This window comes from Klebsiella sp. WP8-S18-ESBL-06 (genome assembly GCF_014169755.1).
GTDB lineage: Bacteria > Pseudomonadota > Gammaproteobacteria > Enterobacterales > Enterobacteriaceae > Kluyvera > Kluyvera ascorbata_B.
On record NZ_AP022256.1, the window covers coordinates 3,209,486 to 3,226,916 of the forward strand.

The 17,431-nt window shown below is 54.4% G+C and carries 14 protein-coding genes and 1 pseudogene; 6 read left to right on the top strand and 9 right to left on the bottom strand.

Annotated elements, in window-relative coordinates; genetic code table 11:
* Positions 1-132: 132 nt before the first annotated feature.
* The 3 genes from H7R76_RS15440 to ompA all read left to right on the top strand — a co-directional run bounded on the left by H7R76_RS15440 (position 133) and on the right by ompA (position 3,337).
* Positions 133-1,353 (top strand): ISL3-like element ISKox3 family transposase, encoded by a 1,221-nt coding sequence (locus tag H7R76_RS15440; RefSeq protein ID WP_000343760.1) that lies wholly within the window; start codon positions 133-135, stop codon positions 1,351-1,353.
* A gap of 63 nt (positions 1,354-1,416) precedes the next feature.
* The gene (gene sulA / locus H7R76_RS15445; RefSeq protein WP_106928778.1) at positions 1,417-1,926 is read left to right on the top strand and encodes an SOS-induced cell division inhibitor SulA; all 510 of its coding nucleotides are present in this window, start codon (positions 1,417-1,419) and stop codon (positions 1,924-1,926) included.
* A 355-nt stretch (positions 1,927-2,281) separates the two neighbouring features.
* Positions 2,282-3,337 carry a porin OmpA gene (ompA, locus tag H7R76_RS15450; protein ID WP_106928861.1) on the top strand — a complete coding sequence of 352 codons (1,056 nt, stop codon included), beginning with the start codon at positions 2,282-2,284 and terminating at the stop codon, positions 3,335-3,337.
* Between the two features lie 85 nt (positions 3,338-3,422).
* Here the strand turns inward: ompA and matP are convergent, their stop codons facing one another.
* On the bottom strand, positions 3,423-3,878 hold the full coding sequence (gene matP, locus H7R76_RS15455) for a macrodomain Ter protein MatP (protein WP_182965719.1): 456 nt from the start codon (positions 3,876-3,878) through the stop codon (positions 3,423-3,425).
* 184 nt (positions 3,879-4,062) lie between these two features.
* On the opposite strand from matP, the gene H7R76_RS15460 reads away from it, so the two are divergent.
* Both H7R76_RS15460 and fabA read left to right on the top strand, forming a co-directional pair.
* Complete coding sequence (locus H7R76_RS15460) at positions 4,063-5,823, top strand: AAA family ATPase (RefSeq protein ID WP_106928781.1); 1,761 nt, start codon at positions 4,063-4,065, stop codon at positions 5,821-5,823.
* A 69-nt stretch (positions 5,824-5,892) separates the two neighbouring features.
* The gene (fabA, locus tag H7R76_RS15465; protein WP_182965721.1) at positions 5,893-6,411 is read left to right on the top strand and encodes a 3-hydroxyacyl-[acyl-carrier-protein] dehydratase FabA; all 519 of its coding nucleotides are present in this window, start codon (positions 5,893-5,895) and stop codon (positions 6,409-6,411) included.
* A 96-nt stretch (positions 6,412-6,507) separates the two neighbouring features.
* On the opposite strand, the gene rmf is transcribed toward fabA, so the two are convergent.
* The 6 genes and pseudogenes from rmf to rlmKL all read right to left on the bottom strand — a co-directional run bounded on the left by rmf (position 6,508) and on the right by rlmKL (position 14,433).
* Complete coding sequence (rmf, locus tag H7R76_RS15470; RefSeq protein ID WP_035892402.1) at positions 6,508-6,675, bottom strand: ribosome modulation factor; 168 nt, start codon at positions 6,673-6,675, stop codon at positions 6,508-6,510.
* 261 nt (positions 6,676-6,936) lie between these two features.
* Positions 6,937-7,494: a membrane integrity-associated transporter subunit PqiC gene (gene pqiC / locus H7R76_RS15475; protein WP_106928783.1), complete on the bottom strand. Its 558-nt coding sequence runs from the start codon at positions 7,492-7,494 to the stop codon at positions 6,937-6,939.
* A complete protein-coding gene (pqiB, locus tag H7R76_RS15480) occupies positions 7,494-9,131 on the bottom strand; it encodes an intermembrane transport protein PqiB (protein ID WP_106928785.1) in 1,638 nt (545 codons plus the stop codon). Before pqiB ends, pqiC begins: the two co-directional genes overlap by 1 nt.
* Positions 9,132-9,135: 4 nt before the next feature.
* Positions 9,136-10,394, bottom strand: a pseudogene (pqiA, locus tag H7R76_RS15485) (membrane integrity-associated transporter subunit PqiA).
* A gap of 13 nt (positions 10,395-10,407) precedes the next feature.
* Entirely contained in the window at positions 10,408-12,315 is a 1,908-nt protein-coding gene (locus H7R76_RS15490) for an ABC transporter ATP-binding protein (RefSeq protein ID WP_106928788.1), read from the bottom strand.
* 12 nt (positions 12,316-12,327) lie between these two features.
* Entirely contained in the window at positions 12,328-14,433 is a 2,106-nt protein-coding gene (gene rlmKL, locus H7R76_RS15495; RefSeq protein WP_106928790.1) for a bifunctional 23S rRNA (guanine(2069)-N(7))-methyltransferase RlmK/23S rRNA (guanine(2445)-N(2))-methyltransferase RlmL, read from the bottom strand.
* A gap of 98 nt (positions 14,434-14,531) precedes the next feature.
* Between rlmKL and H7R76_RS15500 the strand changes: the two genes are divergently transcribed.
* Positions 14,532-15,641, top strand: a complete 1,110-nt coding sequence (locus H7R76_RS15500) for a YcbX family protein (protein WP_182965723.1) — start codon at positions 14,532-14,534, stop codon at positions 15,639-15,641.
* Here H7R76_RS15500 and zapC read toward each other — a convergent pair.
* Both zapC and pyrD read right to left on the bottom strand, forming a co-directional pair.
* Positions 15,638-16,180 (bottom strand): cell division protein ZapC, encoded by a 543-nt coding sequence (gene zapC, locus H7R76_RS15505; protein WP_106928794.1) that lies wholly within the window; start codon positions 16,178-16,180, stop codon positions 15,638-15,640. The two genes, H7R76_RS15500 and zapC, sit on opposite strands and share 4 nt — an antisense overlap.
* A gap of 165 nt (positions 16,181-16,345) precedes the next feature.
* On the bottom strand, positions 16,346-17,356 hold the full coding sequence (pyrD, locus tag H7R76_RS15510) for a quinone-dependent dihydroorotate dehydrogenase (protein WP_106928796.1): 1,011 nt from the start codon (positions 17,354-17,356) through the stop codon (positions 16,346-16,348).
* Positions 17,357-17,431: the final 75 nt, after the last annotated feature.

Genomic DNA, 17,431 nt, shown 5'->3' on the forward strand with positions numbered 1-17,431 from the left:
TTTTGCGAGTTGGTTTCAGAAAATGAGGTTGATCTTTAGTCTTCAGGGTAGTACTGTATATTCATGGGTCTTCCCTTGTTGTGGTGGCTGAAGGCATGATAATGGTGTATTTAATCGCCAGAGGTCACCGCCATGGACGAAAAGTCCCTCTACGCTCATATTCTCAACCTGTCCGATCCGTGGCAGGTAAAGTCCCTTTCTCTCGATGAAAATGCCGGTTCTGTTACTGTCACTATTGAGATCGCTGAAAACACCCGGCTAGCCTGTCCGACCTGCGGTAAATCCTGTTCTGTTCACGATCACCGTCATCGTAAATGGCGCCATCTTGATACCTGCCAGTTCACCACTATTGTTGAAGCCGATGTTCCACGAATTATGTGTCCGGAGCATGGCTGCCTGACGTTGCCTGTTCCGTGGGCTGGCCCCGGAAGCCGGTATACGTTGCTATTCGAATCGTTCGTTCTCTCATGGCTGAAAATCAGCACCGTTGATGCTGTCAGGAAGCAACTTAAGCTCAGTTGGAATGCGGTTGACGGCATTATGACCCGGGCAGTTAAGCGAGGTCTTGCCCGGATAAAAAAGCCATTATCCGCCCGTCATATGAATGTGGATGAGGTCGCCTTTAAAAAAGGACATCGTTACATAACGGTGATCTCCGATCGCGATGGTCGGGCGCTGGCCTTAACGGATGATCGCGGCACAGAGAGTCTTGCCGGCTATCTTCGCACGCTCACTGATGGGCAGTTGCTGGCTATCAAAACGCTCTCAATGGACATGAACGCGGGCTATATAAGAGCAGCGCGTATCCACTTACCCAGTGCGGTTGAGAAAATCGCCTTTGACCGCTTCCATGTGGCGAAGCAACTGGGCGAGGTAGTTGATAAAACCCGTCAGAATGAACATCCGCACCTCCCTGTTGAAAGCCGACACCAGGCAAAAGGAACCCGCTTCCTGTGGCAGTACAGCGATAAGTGGATGACCGAATCCCGGCAGGAAAAGCTGATGTGGCTGCGTGCACAGATGAAGCTGACGAGCCAGTGCTGGGCGCTGAAAGAGCTGGCAAAGGATATCTGGAACAGGCCATGGAGCGAGGAAAGACGGAGTGACTGGCAGAGATGGTTGGCGCTGGCGGCTAACAGTGACGTTCCCATGATGAAAAATGCCGCGAAAACGATAGGAAAAAGGCTGTACGGGATCCTGAATGCGATGCGACACAGTGTCTCAAACGGAAATGCGGAGGCACTTAACAGCAAGATCAGGCTGCTGAGGATAAAAGCCAGGGGATACCGAAACCGGGAGCGCTTTAAACTGGGGGTGATGTTCCACTACGGAAAGCTGAATATGGCGTTCTGAGCCTTCCCACCATGATCGGGGAAGACCCATATTCATACAGTAACCCACAGGGCTGGATTAACTATGTATACTTCTGGTGTCGTAAATCGTTCTTCTGTCGCTGCCGTCACTACGGCCTCCCATACGCTGACTTCCGTCAATAGCGCGCATACCGCGTTAATTAGTGAAGTGCAATATCGTGAGGATCAGCCAATGATGGCACAGCTGCTGCTCTTGCCATTATTACAGCAGTTGGGCCAGCAGTCGCGCTGGCAGCTCTGGCTCACACCACAGCAGAAACTGAGCCGCCAGTGGGTACAAGCTTCCGGCTTACCGTTGACCAAGGTCATGCAGCTTCGCCAGATGTCATCTTGCGACATGCTTGATTCAATGATCCGCGCGTCGCGTACCGGTAACTATAGCGTGGTTATTGGCTGGTTGACGGACGAGTTGTCCGCTGAGGAACATGCACGTTTACAGAGTGCAGCGGAGAAAGGTAACGCGATGGTGTTCATTATGCGACCAGTTCGGTCTGCGTTACACCCAACAGGACAATACAATGGGATAAAAATTCACTCAAATTTGTTCCATTGAGCCAAATTAGGAATTTTCCTGGGAATTTTTTTGCATTTTTTTTATGTCGCCGTTTTTCTGGGCATTTTCAGGCAGAATGCCGGTCTGATGCGGTTTCCCGCCGTTAATATCGATTATTTTTTCGACGCATTTGTTAAATATTGCGTATACAACTCTTTTTTTTTCATAAGCCTGACGGAGTTCACACTTGTAAGTTTCCGGCGACGTTGTAGACTTTACATCGCCAGGGGTGCTCAGCTTAACACCGCAGATATCTGCTGAGTATTTAACTAAGCCCCGCCCCCGGTGGAAGGATTTAACCGTGAGTCTATTTAGAACTTCATGGCAAATTTTGGATGATAACGAGGCGCAAAAAATGAAAAAGACAGCTATCGCGATTGCAGTGGCACTGGCAGGCTTCGCTTCTGTAGCGCAGGCCGCTCCGCAAGACAACACCTGGTATGCTGGTGGTAAACTGGGTTGGTCCCAGTTCCATGACACCGGTTGGTACCAGAGTGACCTGAACAACAACGGTTCCACCCACGAGAGCCAGCTGGGCGCAGGCGCGTTCGGTGGTTACCAGGTTAACCCGTACGTTGGTTTCGAAATGGGTTACGACTGGCTGGGCCGTATGGAATACACCGGCAGCCAGACCAATGGCGCTCTGAAAGCTCAAGGCGTTCAGCTGACTGCTAAACTGGGCTACCCAATCACTGACGACCTGGACATCTACACCCGTCTGGGCGGTATGGTATGGCGTGCTGACTCCAGCAACAACATCGCTGGCGACCATCACGACACCGGCGTTTCCCCAGTATTCGCTGGCGGCGTTGAGTGGGCTGTTACTCGTGACATCGCTACCCGTCTGGAATACCAGTGGGTTAACAACATCGGCGACGCAAACACCGTCGGCGTACGTCCTGACAACGGCATGCTGAGCGTAGGTGTTTCCTACCGCTTCGGCCAGCAGGATGCAGCAGCTCCGGTAGTTGCTCCGGCTCCGGCTCCGGCTCCAGAAGTACAGACCAAACACTTCACTCTGAAGTCTGACGTTCTGTTTAACTTCAACAAAGCAACCCTGAAACCGGAAGGTAAACAGGCTCTGGATCAGATGTACTCCCAGCTGAGCAACCTGGATCCGAAAGACGGTTCCGTTGTTGTTCTGGGCTTCACTGACCGCATCGGTTCTGACGCTTACAACCAGGGTCTGTCCGAGAAACGTGCTCAGTCCGTCGTTGATTACCTGGTATCTAAAGGTATCCCGTCTGACAAAATCTCTGCACGTGGCATGGGCAAATCTAACCCGGTTACTGGCAACACCTGTGACGGCGTAAAAGCGAAAGCTGCGCTGATCGACTGCCTGGCTCCGGATCGTCGCGTAGAGATCGAAGTTAAAGGCATCAAAGACGTTGTAACTCAGCCGCAGGCTTAAGTTATCGTCTAATAAAAAACCCCGCGCTGCGGGGTTTTTTTTGGTCTTTTCTCGGCCTGCTTTGCAGAACGACGAGCAAAATAGCCTATTTATCTTTGCCCAGCATAGCCTCAAGGTCCTGCTTCAGGCTGGACATTTTACTGGCGTATTTCTCTTTATTTTCCGCATCTTCAATCAGCTGAACGATAGTTTCAGAGAGCGTAATACCGCGACGCTGCGCCAGCCCGGCCAGACGTTGCCAGACCGCAAATTCCAGATCGATAGATTTCTTGCGGGTATGCTGATGCTCGGCGTTGAAATGGCGCTTACGGCGCGCACGAATAGTTTGCTTCATCCGATTAACGAGCTGCGGATTGATATGCTGAGCAATCCAGCCATTGACCTGCACCGGCTCGTTTTCCAGCTTCAGCAAAACATCGACGGCCTCTTGCGCGGCGCTGGCTTCAATATAGCGGGTGATGGGCTCGCCTTCCCGGTGCTTTTTCACCAGGTATTTCCACTTCCAGCCGCTTTCAAGATTTTCCAGTTGTTGATATTTCATTGCGATCTCAGTGTGACCGTGTAACTCTTTTCAGGATAACAGTTTTTTCTCAATGTGCTGAGAAGAAATCTGCAACTGTGATACGGATAAAAACCGTGGTACAAGATACTTCCCTATTCTCCGTGAGCTTCCCGACGGCATCGGGTATAATCACGCACTTTACATCTGACTAAAAATAGCGACATTGACTATAAATACTCTTTCCCGGCGCTTTCTCGCCCCCGCGACTGAAGCATTCCAGGCGCTATTTACCCAGCCTGATTTAGCCTCAGAAAACGACATTTTATTCAGCGAGCTACAGGCTCGTTTACACTACGCGCTTGAGCAGTTTCTGCATCCTCAGGGCATCTCCCCTTTCTTACTGGTTAAAGCGCCAGAAGAAAAAGAGTACCTGCAGCTGCTCGCTCAAACGACGCAGTCCCTGCGTGATGACGCAGAACCAACCCTGACGGGCGTCGACTATCAGGTTTCCGGCAGTCACATCACCATGCACCCCGCCAGCAGTGCCGAAGACAACTTCGCCAGCCAGGGGCCGGTCATTTTTGCCGACTGGGCTGAGGCCGAGCAGCTGTTTGGCTGCGTGCGTCAGTTTAATGGCGAAATCAGCCTTCAGCCGGGCCTGGTGCATCAGGCGAACGGCGGCATTCTCGTGCTGCCTCTGCGCACGCTGATGAGCCAGCCGCTGCTGTGGATGCGCTTAAAGAATCAGGTGATCCAGCAGCGCTTTGAATGGCTGACCTTTGACGATGCTCGTCCACTGCCGGTCAGCATTCCCTCAATGCCGCTTAATCTGAAGGTTATTCTGGTCGGCGAGCGTGATTCGCTGGCGGATCTTCAGGAAATGGAGCCAGAGCTCTGCGAATCCTCACTGTACAGTGAATTTGAAGACAGCGTGCAGCTTGCCGACGAAGAGACGCTGCGCCAGTGGTGTCAGTGGGTATGGACCGTAGCGCGTGAAAAATCGCTGCCCGGGCTGGCCGCTGACGCCTGGCCACTGCTGATGCAGGAAGGCGCGCGCTATACCGGTGACCAGGAAATCATGCCGCTCTGCCCGCTGTGGATTAGCCGCCAGCTGCGCGAAGCGGCGCCGTTTACCACCGATAAAGTGATTAACGCAGAACAGCTGAAAACGATGCTGACTCAGCGCCAGTGGCGCGAAGGTTTCCTTGCCGAGCGTATGCAGGATGAGATTCTGCTTGAGCAAATCCTGATTGAAACCGAAGGCGAATGCATCGGCCAGATTAACGCCCTGTCGGTCATTGACTTCCCAGGCCACCCGCGCCCGTTCGGTGAACCGTCGCGTATTAGCTGCGTTGTCCACATCGGCGACGGCGAGTTCACCGACGTTGAACGTAAAGCCGAACTCGGCGGTAACATTCATGCTAAAGGCATGATGCTAATGCAGGCTTTCCTGATGGCCGAACTGGACCTGGATCAGCAAATCCCGTTCTCCGCCTCGCTGACCTTTGAACAGTCGTACAGCGAAGTCGACGGCGATAGCGCGTCAATGGCAGAACTGTGTGCGCTGATCAGCGCCCTGGCAAACGTCCCGATTAATCAAAGCATCGCGATGACCGGTTCGGTTGACCAGTTTGGCCGTGCTCAGCCGGTCGGCGGACTGAATGAAAAAATTGAAGGTTTCTTTGCTATCTGCGCTCAGCGCGGCCTGACCGGAAAACAGGGGGTCATCATTCCCTCTGCCAACGTACGCCATCTGAGCCTCGCAACTGAGGTACAGGAAGCCGTAGAGGCCGGTGAGTTCTCTATCTGGGCTATTGATGACGTCACCGATGCGCTGCCGCTTCTCACCCAGCTCAACTGGGATGGCGAAGGCCAGACGCTGTTGCAAACTATTCAGGAACGCATTGCACAAGCCACTCAGCAGGAGCCTCGCTACCGCTATCCGTGGCCGCTACGCTGGTTAAACCGTCCGAACTCCAACTGATCGGACTTGTTCAGCGTACACGTGTTAGCTATCCTGCGTCCCGAACTTAAAATAAGGCTTACTTAAAACATGGTAGATAAACGCGAATCTTATACAAAAGAAGACCTTCTTGCCTCTGGTCGCGGTGAACTGTTCGGCGCTAAAGGCCCGCAGTTACCGGCTCCTAGCATGCTGATGATGGATCGTGTCGTGAAAATGACCGAAACCGGCGGCAATTTTGACAAAGGTTACGTTGAAGCCGAACTGGATATTAACCCGGACCTGTGGTTCTTCGGTTGCCACTTTATCGGCGATCCGGTAATGCCTGGTTGCCTGGGTCTGGATGCAATGTGGCAGCTGGTCGGTTTCTACCTCGGCTGGCTGGGCGGCGAAGGCAAAGGCCGTGCGCTGGGCGTGGGTGAAGTGAAGTTCACCGGTCAGGTACTGCCAACGGCGAAGAAAGTGACCTACCGTATTCACTTCAAGCGCGTTGTTAACCGTCGTCTGATTATGGGCCTGGCGGATGGCGAAGTGCTGGTTGATGGTCGCCTGATCTACTCCGCAACCGACCTGAAAGCCGGCTTGTTCCAGGATACCTCTGCATTCTGATACGAGTTATCGCCACTTTCTGCTGGCGATAAATTTGTCTGATGAATCTAAGGCGAAACCTCCGCACTGCGGAGGTTTCTTTTTAAAGAGACAGTGTCAGGCAACTACTGCCCTGTCCTCCATGGCCTCTCGCCAGCCTCCCAGCCAGTAAGACCTCTGGTTTATAGTCTGGTAAGGACACATTTCTTTCGGACGCCCGGTAATACCGGCCTGATATCCACGCTGATGTGCCCGCTCCAGGCGATCTCGTTTTTGTCTCTTCATGCCTCGTTTCCCTCATATCTTGGTCTGGTGGAAAAGAAAACAGTGGCTACAAAGTATGCAACCACACAATACGAATACCGCTAAAAAATGGCCCCGTCAATGCGTAGAATTCATACCTTTGTCATATTTGTGAGCTACTCAGAAGAACATTTGTACAAGAAATGTGAGGCCGCACAGGTAACACGCTGACATCAGGGATAAAAAAACCGCCGTCGGTTTAACACCGGCGGCGGCCTTTAGAACGATTAATTCTACTTATAGTTAACGATTGATAGTCCTGGCGATAGATGCCGCTTCCTGGCTCCATGCCTGGGCGAGCGTTTTCACCATCGCATCGTAACCGTCCTGCTGCTGAGCCAGCTCAATGTGGAAAGGACGTTTGGTCAACTGCCCCTGGTGATTAAGCAGCCATTCGCCGCTGACCACCACTTTGCCATCATAACGGCCATGGAAGCCGCTCACCGAGACATTCAGCGTATCCTGATCGCTACCTAGCGGCTGCGACGACACGACCCAGCCTGGCAGCTGATTGCTCAGATTGGAGACCAGCGTCGTGCGCAGTTGCTGATCCAGCGGGCTGGCCCACAGATTGTTACTGGCAATCACGTACTGAACGTCGCTGGTCTGGTACACCACGCCGCTGCCGGCAAGAAAGTCAGGAATATTCACCTGCTCAATCCACAGCATCCGCTGACCGGTGCTGCTGGCACCGTTTTGCACCGTGCCCGTAGCCAACGGCAGCTGATAGTACGTTTTATTCTCCGTGCTGCTACAGGCTGCCAACAGGCAGGCGGCGGCAATGACTAACCACTTTTTCATTATTTCGCCCTCTTAGGCTCTGGATCTTTTTTATCCTTCGCTTCGAATACCAGCGCGTTGCTCTTCTCATTCAGCGTCTTCAGCACCGGCTGCAATTCGCGCAATACCTGATCCAGGCGCTGCATATCGGCGACCATTTTGTTGTAAGCCGCAGATCCTGGCTGGAAGCCCTGCATGCTACGGTTCAGCTCACGCAGTGTTTTCTGCATGTCGGCCGGCAGCTGCTGAGCGGACTGGCTGGCGGTGATTTTGTTCAGATTATCCAGCGTTGTTTGCAGACGGCGCATGGTGTTCTGGCTTTCCGACAGCGTGTTGGTCGCCTGTTCAACCATCGGCGTTAACGGCAGATTGTTGATCTTATCCAGGGTGTCCATCAGGCGCTGCTGAATCTGCGCCAGGCCACCGCTGACGGTAGGCACAATCTGGTAGCCGCCGAAGCTTCTCATGCCGGTCACTGCCGGTTCTTTCGGATAAAAGTCCATGTCGACATACAGCGCGCCGGTCACCAGGTTCCCCGTTTTCAGCGCCCCGCGCAGGCCGCGCTGGGTTAGCTCATCAAGGTGGCTGGCGATATCCGGATTTTCACCCAGCGCGCTTTTCAGACGCTCCGGCTCAATGCGAATCTTGACGGGAATACGGTAGTCATTATTCAGCGCCTGCTGAAGCCCCGGAACGAAGAAAGGCACCTGATCGACCGTCCCCAGACGAATGCCGCGGAACTCAACCGGAGCCCCCGGCTGCAGACCACGCACTGAATCTTTAAAGAACATCAGATAGTCAACGTGCTCGGTATACAGCGAGTCCTGGATACTCTTCTGATCGTCATAAAGCTTGAACTCGGTCTTTTCGGCGATCGGTTGCCCCAAATCTACACCTTCCGGCACGTCAAAACTAACGCCGCCGCTAAATAGCGTCGCCAGTGAGCCCATTTCTACGCGCATCCCGGCAGAAGTCAGGTCTACCGCCACGCCGCTGTCCTTCCAGAAGCGAACGTTGCTGGTCACCAGACGATCGTTAGGTGCGCTGATAAACAGCTGATAGGAAATGCTGCGACTCTGCGGATCGAACGAGCTGGTTTCCACCGAGCCGACGCGATAGCCGCGGAACAGTACCGGATCGCCGGGGTTAAGCTGCCCGGCCTTCTTGCTGTCGAGAAGGACACGAATCCCCTTCGCATCCGGCGGCGCCAGCGGCGGCGCATCAAGGAGTTGATATTGGTCCTGCGTCGAACCTTTGGTGCCCGGCTGCAGCTCAATATAGGCACCGGACAGCAGCGTGCCCAGCCCGCTAATGCCCTCGCGGCCCACCTGCGGTTTCACCACCCAAAAGACGGAATCTTTATGCAGCAGCTTCTCCATCCCCGAATTCAGACGCGCCTTAATCTCCACGTGCGTCAGGTCATCGGTTAGCGTAGTGCTTTCGACCACGCCCACGTCGACGCTGCGGCTTTTGATGGTGGTTTTACCGCCTTCAATGCCCTCTGCGTTGGTGGTGATAAGCGTCACTTCCGGGCCCTGATGGCTATAGTGATAGAACAGGATCCACGCGCCAATAAGCGCAGTCACAATCGGGAAGATCCAAACGGGAGACCAGTTTTTCACTTTTTGCACCTTTGCCTCCCCACTCTTGGTTTCCATGCTTTTACGACTCCTCATGGCTTGATTCAGGTTCCCGATCCCACGATAAACGCGGATCAAACGTCATTGCCGAGAACATGGTCATTATGACAACCAGCGCAAACATCAGCGCACCGATTGCCGGGTAAATATTCATTAATCCCCCAATGCGCACCAGCGCAGAGAGTACGGCGATCACGAACACGTCAATCATCGACCAGCGGCCCACGAACCGACCACTTCATAAATCAGATGCATCCGCTCGCTGTCGCGATGGCGTCGCTTCATGCCGTTGGCATCCAGACACAGCCAGGCAATGGCAATCATCTTCAGCGTCGGCACCATGATACTGGCCAGGAAAATCACCATCGCTACCGGATATGACCCTTCGCTCCACAGCAAAATGACCCCCGCAATGATCGTCGATGGCATTTTGTCGCCGAGCAAATCGGTAATCATAATCGGCAGAATATTGGCCGGGAGATACAACATAATCGAGGTCACCAGCAGCGCCATGGTCCACTGCAGGCTGTTCTTACGGCGCACGTGGCCTTTACTGTGACAGCGCGGGCACTCGAGCTGGTCGGCAGGTAAAATCGCCGTGCAGCACGCACACGAACGCAGCCCCTGGCGAATACCGGTGACGCCAGGTTGCAGCGTCTGCTTCAGCGGCGGCATGGGCGCAATATCATCCCACAGCCAGCGGCGGTCGACGCACTGGAACGTACGCAACTGAAGCAGGCAGAACAGACACCAGGGCAGGAAACTGCTGCCCACCCCAATATCGCCGTAGGCCATCAGCTTCACGAAGCTCACCAGCACCCCGGCAAGGAAGATTTCCGCCATTCCCCAGGTTTTCAGCGTGAACAGAATACGTGCCAGGAAAGCCTTCAGCCGATGCGGCATACGCACACGGTTTACCAGCAGAAGAATAGTGACAAGACAAAACGCCGGCACTAGCTGGACAAACAGCAGGAAGAAAGTGCCCAGGCTGGCGTAGTCTTCGGAAAACATGACTCCGGGAATTTCCAGCAGTTCAATCTGGCTGTTAACCCCCGCCACGTTCATGCTGATAAACGGGAACAGGTTGGCCAGCAGCAGCATAAACAGCGCCACCAGCACATAGGCCGTGGGACGGCGTCTCGGCTCGTCCCACGCGGTGGTCAGCGTTGTGCCGCAGCGCGGGCACGCGGCCTTATGTCGGTGCTCAAGGTGCGGCAACGCCACCAGCATGTCGCACTGTGAGCAGAGAATATGCTGCGCAGCATGATGTTGATCGCACATGAAAATTCCTCAATCAGGCGCCGTTTTTCAACGCTTCCAGATATTCCCAACGTTCAAACGCCTCTTCCAGCGCCTGCTCTGCCTGGGACAGGTCGGCCAGCACCTTTTGGGTATGGTCGTGTGGCTGACTAAAGAACGCCGCATCCGCTACCTGCGCCTGTAACACCTCGAGTTCGGCTTCCAGCGACTCCAGTTTTTGCGGCAGCTGTTCCAGCTCGCGCTGCAGGTTATAGCTTAGTTTGTTACTGCCGCGTTTGACAGTTTCTGCTTTTGGCTGAACAACTTCCGTCGTTTTTTTCGCTACTGCCTGTTTTTGCGCCAATGACTGCGACTGCTGACCGCGCGCATCATGATAGCCGCCAACATACTGACCGATGCGCCCTTCGCCTTCGAAGATCCAGCATTCGGTGACGGTGTTGTCGACAAACTGACGGTCGTGGCTCACCAGCAGCACGGTACCCTGATAGCCGTCAATTAACTCTTCCAGCAGTTCAAGCGTTTCAACATCGAGGTCGTTGGTGGGTTCATCGAGAATCAACAGGTTACTTGGCTTCAGGAACAGACGCGCCAGCAGCAGACGGTTACGTTCCCCACCGGACAGCGCGCGCACCGGCGTCATTGCCCGTTTCGGGTGGAACAGGAAGTCCTGCAGATAGCCCAACACGTGACGCGGCTTGCCGTTGACCATGACTTCCTGCTTGCCTTCCGCCAGGTTATCCATCACCGTCCGATCCGGATCCAGTTCAGCGCGGTGTTGATCAAAATAGGCGACTTCCAGTTTGGTACCGACGTGAATGCGACCGCTATCGGCCTGCAGCTGGCCAAGCATCAGCTTCAGCAGCGTGGTTTTACCGCAGCCGTTGGCCCCGATAAGCGCAATTTTGTCACCGCGCTGTACCTGCGCGGAGAAGTCTTTCACCAGCACCTTGCCGTCAACCTGGTAGTTGACGTCTTCCATTTCAAAGACAATTTTGCCGGAGCGCGAGGCCTCTTCAACCTGCATTTTCGCGCTGCCCATCACTTCACGACGGGCACTACGTTCGTTACGCATCGCTTTCAGCGCGCGGACGCGGCCTTCATTACGGGTACGGCGCGCTTTAATGCCCTGGCGAATCCACACTTCTTCCTGCGCCAGCTTGCGGTCGAACTCGGCGTTTTGCAGCTCTTCTACGCGCAGCGCCTCTTCTTTCTCGATCAGATACTGATCGTAGTTGCCCGGATACGTCACCAGCTTGCCACGATCGAGATCGACAATACGGGTCGCCATATTGCGAATAAACGAACGGTCGTGCGAGATAAAGATAATCGTACCTTTGAAGGTTTTCAGGAAACCTTCCAGCCAGTCGATGGTTTCGATATCCAGGTGGTTAGTCGGTTCATCGAGCAGCAGTACGCGGGGCGCGCTGACCAGCGCACGGCCCAGCGCCGCTTTACGCAGCCAGCCGCCGGAGAGCGAGGCCAGCTCCATATCCGGCTCCAGCCCAAGCTGCGCCAGCACTTCGTTGATACGGTTTTCAAGCTGCCACAGGCCGTGGTGATCCAGCTGTTCCTGAACCTTTGCCAGCTCCTGCAGGTTTTTATCGCTCGGATCGCTCATCACCAGATGCGAGATATCGTGATAGCGTTTGAGGTATATCGCCTGTTCTTCAATACCCTCGGCGACGAAATCATACACGCTGCCCTGCACGTTGCGCGGCGGATCCTGCTGCAGACGCGCGACGACCAGATCCTGCTCGTAGACAATGCGTCCATCGTCCAGGCCCTGTTCACGGTTGAGGATCTTCATCAGCGTTGATTTGCCCGCGCCGTTACGGCCGACCAGACAGACGCGCTCGTTATCCTCAATATGCAGTTCGGCATTATCGAGAAGCGGCGCATCGCTGAACGACAGCCAGGCGCCATGCATACTAATCAATGACATTCTTTATTCCTTTCAGGCTGCGGTAATCAGCCAGCAGTTGTGGATCTGACGGTTACGAGCGAAATCCTGTGACTGTGTTTTTTGGGTAATATCTTGTGCTTTCAGTCCCAGTTCTGCCAGGCCGTCGTGATCCATACGGAAACCGCGTTTGTTGTTGGAGAACATGATGGTGCCGCCTTTGCGCAGCAGACGCTTCAGATCCTTCATCAAACGCAGGTGGTCGCGCTGAACGTCAAACGCATCGTCCATGCGTTTGGAGTTGGAGAAGGTCGGCGGATCGATAAAGATCACGTCGAACTGTTCGTCAGTATCGCGCAGCCATGCCAGCACGTCTGCCTGCATCAGGCGATGCGCGCGGCCGGTCAGGCCGTTCAGGCGCAGGTTGCGCTCCGCCCACTCCAGGTAGGTACGCGACATATCCACGGTGGTCGTGGAGCGTGCGCCGCCCAGACCTGCGTGCACGCTGGCGCTGCCGGTGTACGAGAACAGATTGAGGAAATCTTTGCCCTTGCTCATTTCGCCCAGCATGCGGCGAGCGATGCGGTGGTCGAGGAACAGGCCGGTATCCAGGTAGTCGGTCAGGTTGACCCACAGGCGCGCGTTGTATTCGCTCACCTGCATAAAGTCGCCCTTCTCGTTCATCTTCTGGTACTGATTTTTACCTTTCTGACGCTCGCGGGTTTTCAGCACCAGCTTGTTTGGCGCGATGCCCAATACGGCGATAGTGGCGGCAATAATGTCGAACAGACGCTGACGCGCTTTATTGGCATCAACGGTTTTCGGCGGCGCGTATTCCTGCACCACCACCCAGTCGGCGTAACGGTCAACGGCCACGTTGTATTCCGGCAGGTCAGCGTCGTACAAGCGGTAGCATTCAATTCCTTCCTGTTTTGCCCACTTTTCATATTTCTTCAGATTTTTACGCAGACGGTTGGCGTAATCTTCTGCCAGAGAAGCGGGCTTCTCACCGGTGGTTTCGGTCAGATGGTAGTTTTTCTGTACGCAGTCCAGCGGGCCGTTTTTGGCTTTAAACTGACGCTCAGCGCGCAGCTGCAGGCAGCTTAACAGCTCCGGAGAGGCGCTAAACAGCGACAGGTTCCAGCCGCCAAAGTGGTTTTTCATATTGCGGCCCAGCAGGCTGTGCATCGCAATCAATGCCGGTTCGCTTTCCAGACGTTCGCCGTATGGCGGGTTGCTGATAACGGTACCGTAAGGGCCTTTCGGCAGCGGGTTGGTCAGCTGCGCCACGTCTTTCACTTCAAAGGTGATAAGCTCGCCAATTCCGGCGCGACGGGCGTTGCTGCGCGCCAGCTCAACCACACGGCTGTCAACGTCAGAACCAAAGAAACGGGATTCATAGGCCGCCAGACCGGCACGAGCGCGGGTCTGAGCGTCAGCTTTTACCTCTTTCCAGACCGCATCATCGTGCTGTGCCCAACCGTTGAAGCCCCAGTGACCACGATGCAGCCCCGGCGCGCGGTCGGTAGCCCACATTGCCGCTTCGATAAGCAGCGTACCGGAACCACACATCGGATCGAGCAGCGGCGTCCCCGGCACCCAGCCGGAACGCATGACGATAGCGGCCGCCAGGTTCTCTTTGATCGGCGCCATACCGGTACGATCGCGGTAGCCGCGCAGGTGCAGACCTTCACCGCTCAGATCAAGCGAAATATAAGCGGTCTCTTTATTCAAACGGACGTTAATGCGCAGATCCGGATTGTCACGATCGACGTTCGGACGCGGCAGATTCTTACGCGTAAAGGCATCGACAATCGCATCTTTCACCTTCAACGCGCCGTACTGGCTGTTACGAATGCTATCGTTCAGGCCGCCGAAGCTCACCGCAAAGGTGGCATCGGGGGTAAAGATAGACGTCCAGTCAATGGCCTGCACGCCCAGGTAAAGATCGAGATCGCTCCAGACGCTACATTCTCCCAGCGGCATCATAATGCGCGACGCCAGGCGGCTCCACATCAGGCTTTTGTACAGAAGCTGCGTGTCGCCCTGGAAATGGACGCCGCCCTGGGCAATCTGGCACTCTTGGGCGCCCAGGCCTTCCAGTTCAGTTTTTAACAGCTCTTCCAGCCCACGGGCCGTACTGGCAAACAGAGAATTCATATCGTCACTTTTACTCGCAGAAAATTGTTGCGCATTATAGCCAATCTGCGCCCCATGTCATAAAGTTAAAGGCTTATTTTCGACTCAGGGACAGCGTTGTGGCCACGTTATCGCGACTTTTTATACATCCGGTGAAATCGATGCGGGGCATTGGCCTCACGCACGCCTTTGCTGATATTAGCGGATTAGCATTTGACCGCATTTTTATGATCACCGAACCCGACGGCACTTTTATTACCGCCCGCCAGTTTCCGGCGATGGTTCGCTTTACCCCCGCGGTCCTGCACGACGGTTTACACCTCACCGCGCCCGACGGCAGCAGCGCGCTGGTGCGCTTTGCCGATTTCATCGGCCAGCCTTCGCCGACCGAAGTCTGGGGCAATCATTTTACCTCGCGTATTGCGCCGGATACCATTAATCAGTGGCTTTCTCCGTTCTTTAAACGCGACGTCCAGCTGCGCTGGCTCGGTGCCGACCTCACGCGCCGCGTCAAACGCCATGATGCCGTGCCGCTGTCGTTTGCCGACGGTTTCCCTTTCCTGCTGGTCAACGAAGCCTCTCTGCGCGACCTACAGCAGCGTTGCCCGGCCAGCGTAAGGATGGAGCAGTTTCGCCCTAACCTGGTGGTCACCGGCGTAGCCCCATGGGTAGAAGATACGTGGAAAACGATTCGCATCGGCGACGTCGTGTTTGACGTCGTTAAGCCGTGCAGCCGATGTATTTTTACAACCATCAGCCCGGAGAAGGGGCAAAAGCATCCCGCCGGGGAACCGTTAAATACTCTGCAGACGTTTCGTACCGATCCGGCCAGCGGCGACGTCGATTTTGGCCAGAATCTGATTGCCCGCAATAGCGGCGTTGTACGCGTGGGTGATGAGGTGGATATTCTCGCGACCGGGCCGGGCAAAGTCTATACCGCCGCGCAGAGCGACGAAGCCGTGGCGCCGCAGGCGCAGCAAAATGCGTTGGTCGATATTGACTGGGAGGGAAACACCTTCAGCGGCAATAATCAGCAGGTATTGCTGGAGCAGCTCGAGCAGCAGGGTATTCGCATCCCCTACTCCTGCCGCGCTGGCCTGTGCGGTAGCTGCCGCGTGACGCTGGTTGAAGGGGAAGTCAGCCCGCTTAAGAAAAGCGCGGTCGCGGCCGACGGCACCATACTGAGCTGCAGCTGCATACCTAAAACGGCGCTGAAGCTAAAAAGTTAAACCGCCTGTTCCAGGCTGTAACCGTCGAGCCCAGGCTGCGGTTGCAGCCTGTCATTCATCACTTTGATCGGGTCGCCAAGCTGCATTGTGCGCCCGGCCAGAACCAGACCCGGCTGGGCCAGCAGACACAGCGCGGCGTTCTCACCCGGCTCAACCACCAGCAGGTTCACCTGGCTGTCGTCATCGCTCAGCCAGACGCGAGCCGCATCGCCGGTGACCGGCGTCCAGGCATCTTGATGGGCGCGGAAGTGCCAGCTTTTCGGCATTTGCGGCTTCAGGAAGCGGATCGCCACCAGCGCGTTAAGAATAAGTTCAGCGCGGTGTTCTTTCGACAGCAGCAGGTCGCGGCATTTTTCTTCAAAAGAGAAATACAGTGCAGCGTCATCGACGCAAAAACCGGTAGGAGCAAAAGCATCGGGCGTTAACATGCGACGAGCAAAACGCGAGCGGAACAACATGCCGTTGGCTAAATCGAGCATCATACGATCGTGCTCTTCATCATAATACCAGCGCCAGTTATCATCAGGTTTAATTCGCATGTGTTTCCCCCATCATTTTTGCATCCATTGCGCTGTCTGTTCTTCCATTCCGTTATTGTCGCCCTAAATAATAAAAGACTAATATGTCTAAATAAGTAACAATAGGGAAATATAAAGCAACCAGGGCTGGAAATAAAGCCCTGGATCACATTACGAAGAAAAAGACTAGATGTGGGTGACGATTTCTTTAATCAGCGGTGGGCCTTTAAAAATAAAGCCGGAATAAATCTGTACTAGCGTTGCGCCAGCCGCCATCTTTTCGCGCGCCGCCATCACCGAATCGATACCACCGACGCCAATAATAGGCAGCTGACCTTTTAATTCAGCCGACAGCATACGAATAATTTCGGTACTTTTTAATTGTAATGGACGACCGCTCAAACCACCGGTTTCATCACAGTGTTTCATCCCCTGAACCAGCGAACGATCCAATGTCGTATTGGTGGCAATTACCCCATCGATATTATGGCGAAGCAAACTATCGGCCACCTGGATCAACTCCTCGTGAGAAAGATCCGGCGCGATCTTCACTGCCACAGGAACATATTTATGGTGCTTTTGCTGAAGCTCTGATTGTTTATTTTTAATACCAGAAAGCAGATCGTCCAGCGCCTCACCATATTGCAACGTGCGTAATCCCGGGGTATTTGGCGATGAAATATTAATCGCAATATAACCAGCATAGGCGTAGATTTTTTCCATACAAATCAGATAGTCATCTTTGCCGTGCTCGACAGGGGTGTCTTTATTTTTGCCGATATTAATCCCCAGAATACCGTCGAAATGCGCCTTTTTAACGTTCTCAACCAGGTTATCTACACCATGGTTATTGAAGCCCATGCGGTTGATCAGCCCTTCCGCATCCACCAGGCGGAACAGGCGCGGTTTATCGTTACCCGGCTGCGCGCGCGGCGTAACGGTGCCAATTTCGATCGAACCAAATCCCATGGCCCCTAAGGCATCTATACATTCACCGTCTTTATCCAGACCGGCGGCCAGACCGAGAGGGTTTTTAAACGTCAGCCCCATACAGGTGACCGGTTTTTCCGGTACTTTCTGGCGCACGAGCGCTTCCAGCGGCGTACCGGTGACACGGCGTAATTGTTGGAACGTTAATTCATGAGCGCGCTCTGGATCGAGCTGGAAAAGTGCTTTACGAACGAAGGGATAGTACATGAACTCTCCTGGATTCCCGGTGTGCAAACCGGGGGCGTATTATGTGCGATCTTGCTTCGAAAGGGAATTGACCTA

Coding starts and splice junctions, on each gene's coding strand:
- H7R76_RS15440 (WP_000343760.1), top strand. CDS start 133: ATGGACGAAAAGTCCCTCTACGCTCATATTCTCAACCTGTCCGATCCG.
- sulA (WP_106928778.1), top strand. CDS start 1,417: ATGTATACTTCTGGTGTCGTAAATCGTTCTTCTGTCGCTGCCGTCACT.
- ompA (WP_106928861.1), top strand. CDS start 2,282: ATGAAAAAGACAGCTATCGCGATTGCAGTGGCACTGGCAGGCTTCGCT.
- matP (WP_182965719.1), bottom strand. CDS start 3,878: ATGAAATATCAACAACTGGAAAATCTTGAAAGCGGCTGGAAGTGGAAA.
- fabA (WP_182965721.1), top strand. CDS start 5,893: ATGGTAGATAAACGCGAATCTTATACAAAAGAAGACCTTCTTGCCTCT.
- rmf (WP_035892402.1), bottom strand. CDS start 6,675: ATGAAGAGACAAAAACGAGATCGCCTGGAGCGGGCACATCAGCGTGGA.
- pqiC (WP_106928783.1), bottom strand. CDS start 7,494: ATGAAAAAGTGGTTAGTCATTGCCGCCGCCTGCCTGTTGGCAGCCTGT.
- pqiB (WP_106928785.1), bottom strand. CDS start 9,131: ATGGAAACCAAGAGTGGGGAGGCAAAGGTGCAAAAAGTGAAAAACTGG.
- H7R76_RS15490 (WP_106928788.1), bottom strand. CDS start 12,315: ATGTCATTGATTAGTATGCATGGCGCCTGGCTGTCGTTCAGCGATGCG.
- rlmKL (WP_106928790.1), bottom strand. CDS start 14,433: ATGAATTCTCTGTTTGCCAGTACGGCCCGTGGGCTGGAAGAGCTGTTA.
- zapC (WP_106928794.1), bottom strand. CDS start 16,180: ATGCGAATTAAACCTGATGATAACTGGCGCTGGTATTATGATGAAGAG.
- pyrD (WP_106928796.1), bottom strand. CDS start 17,356: ATGTACTATCCCTTCGTTCGTAAAGCACTTTTCCAGCTCGATCCAGAG.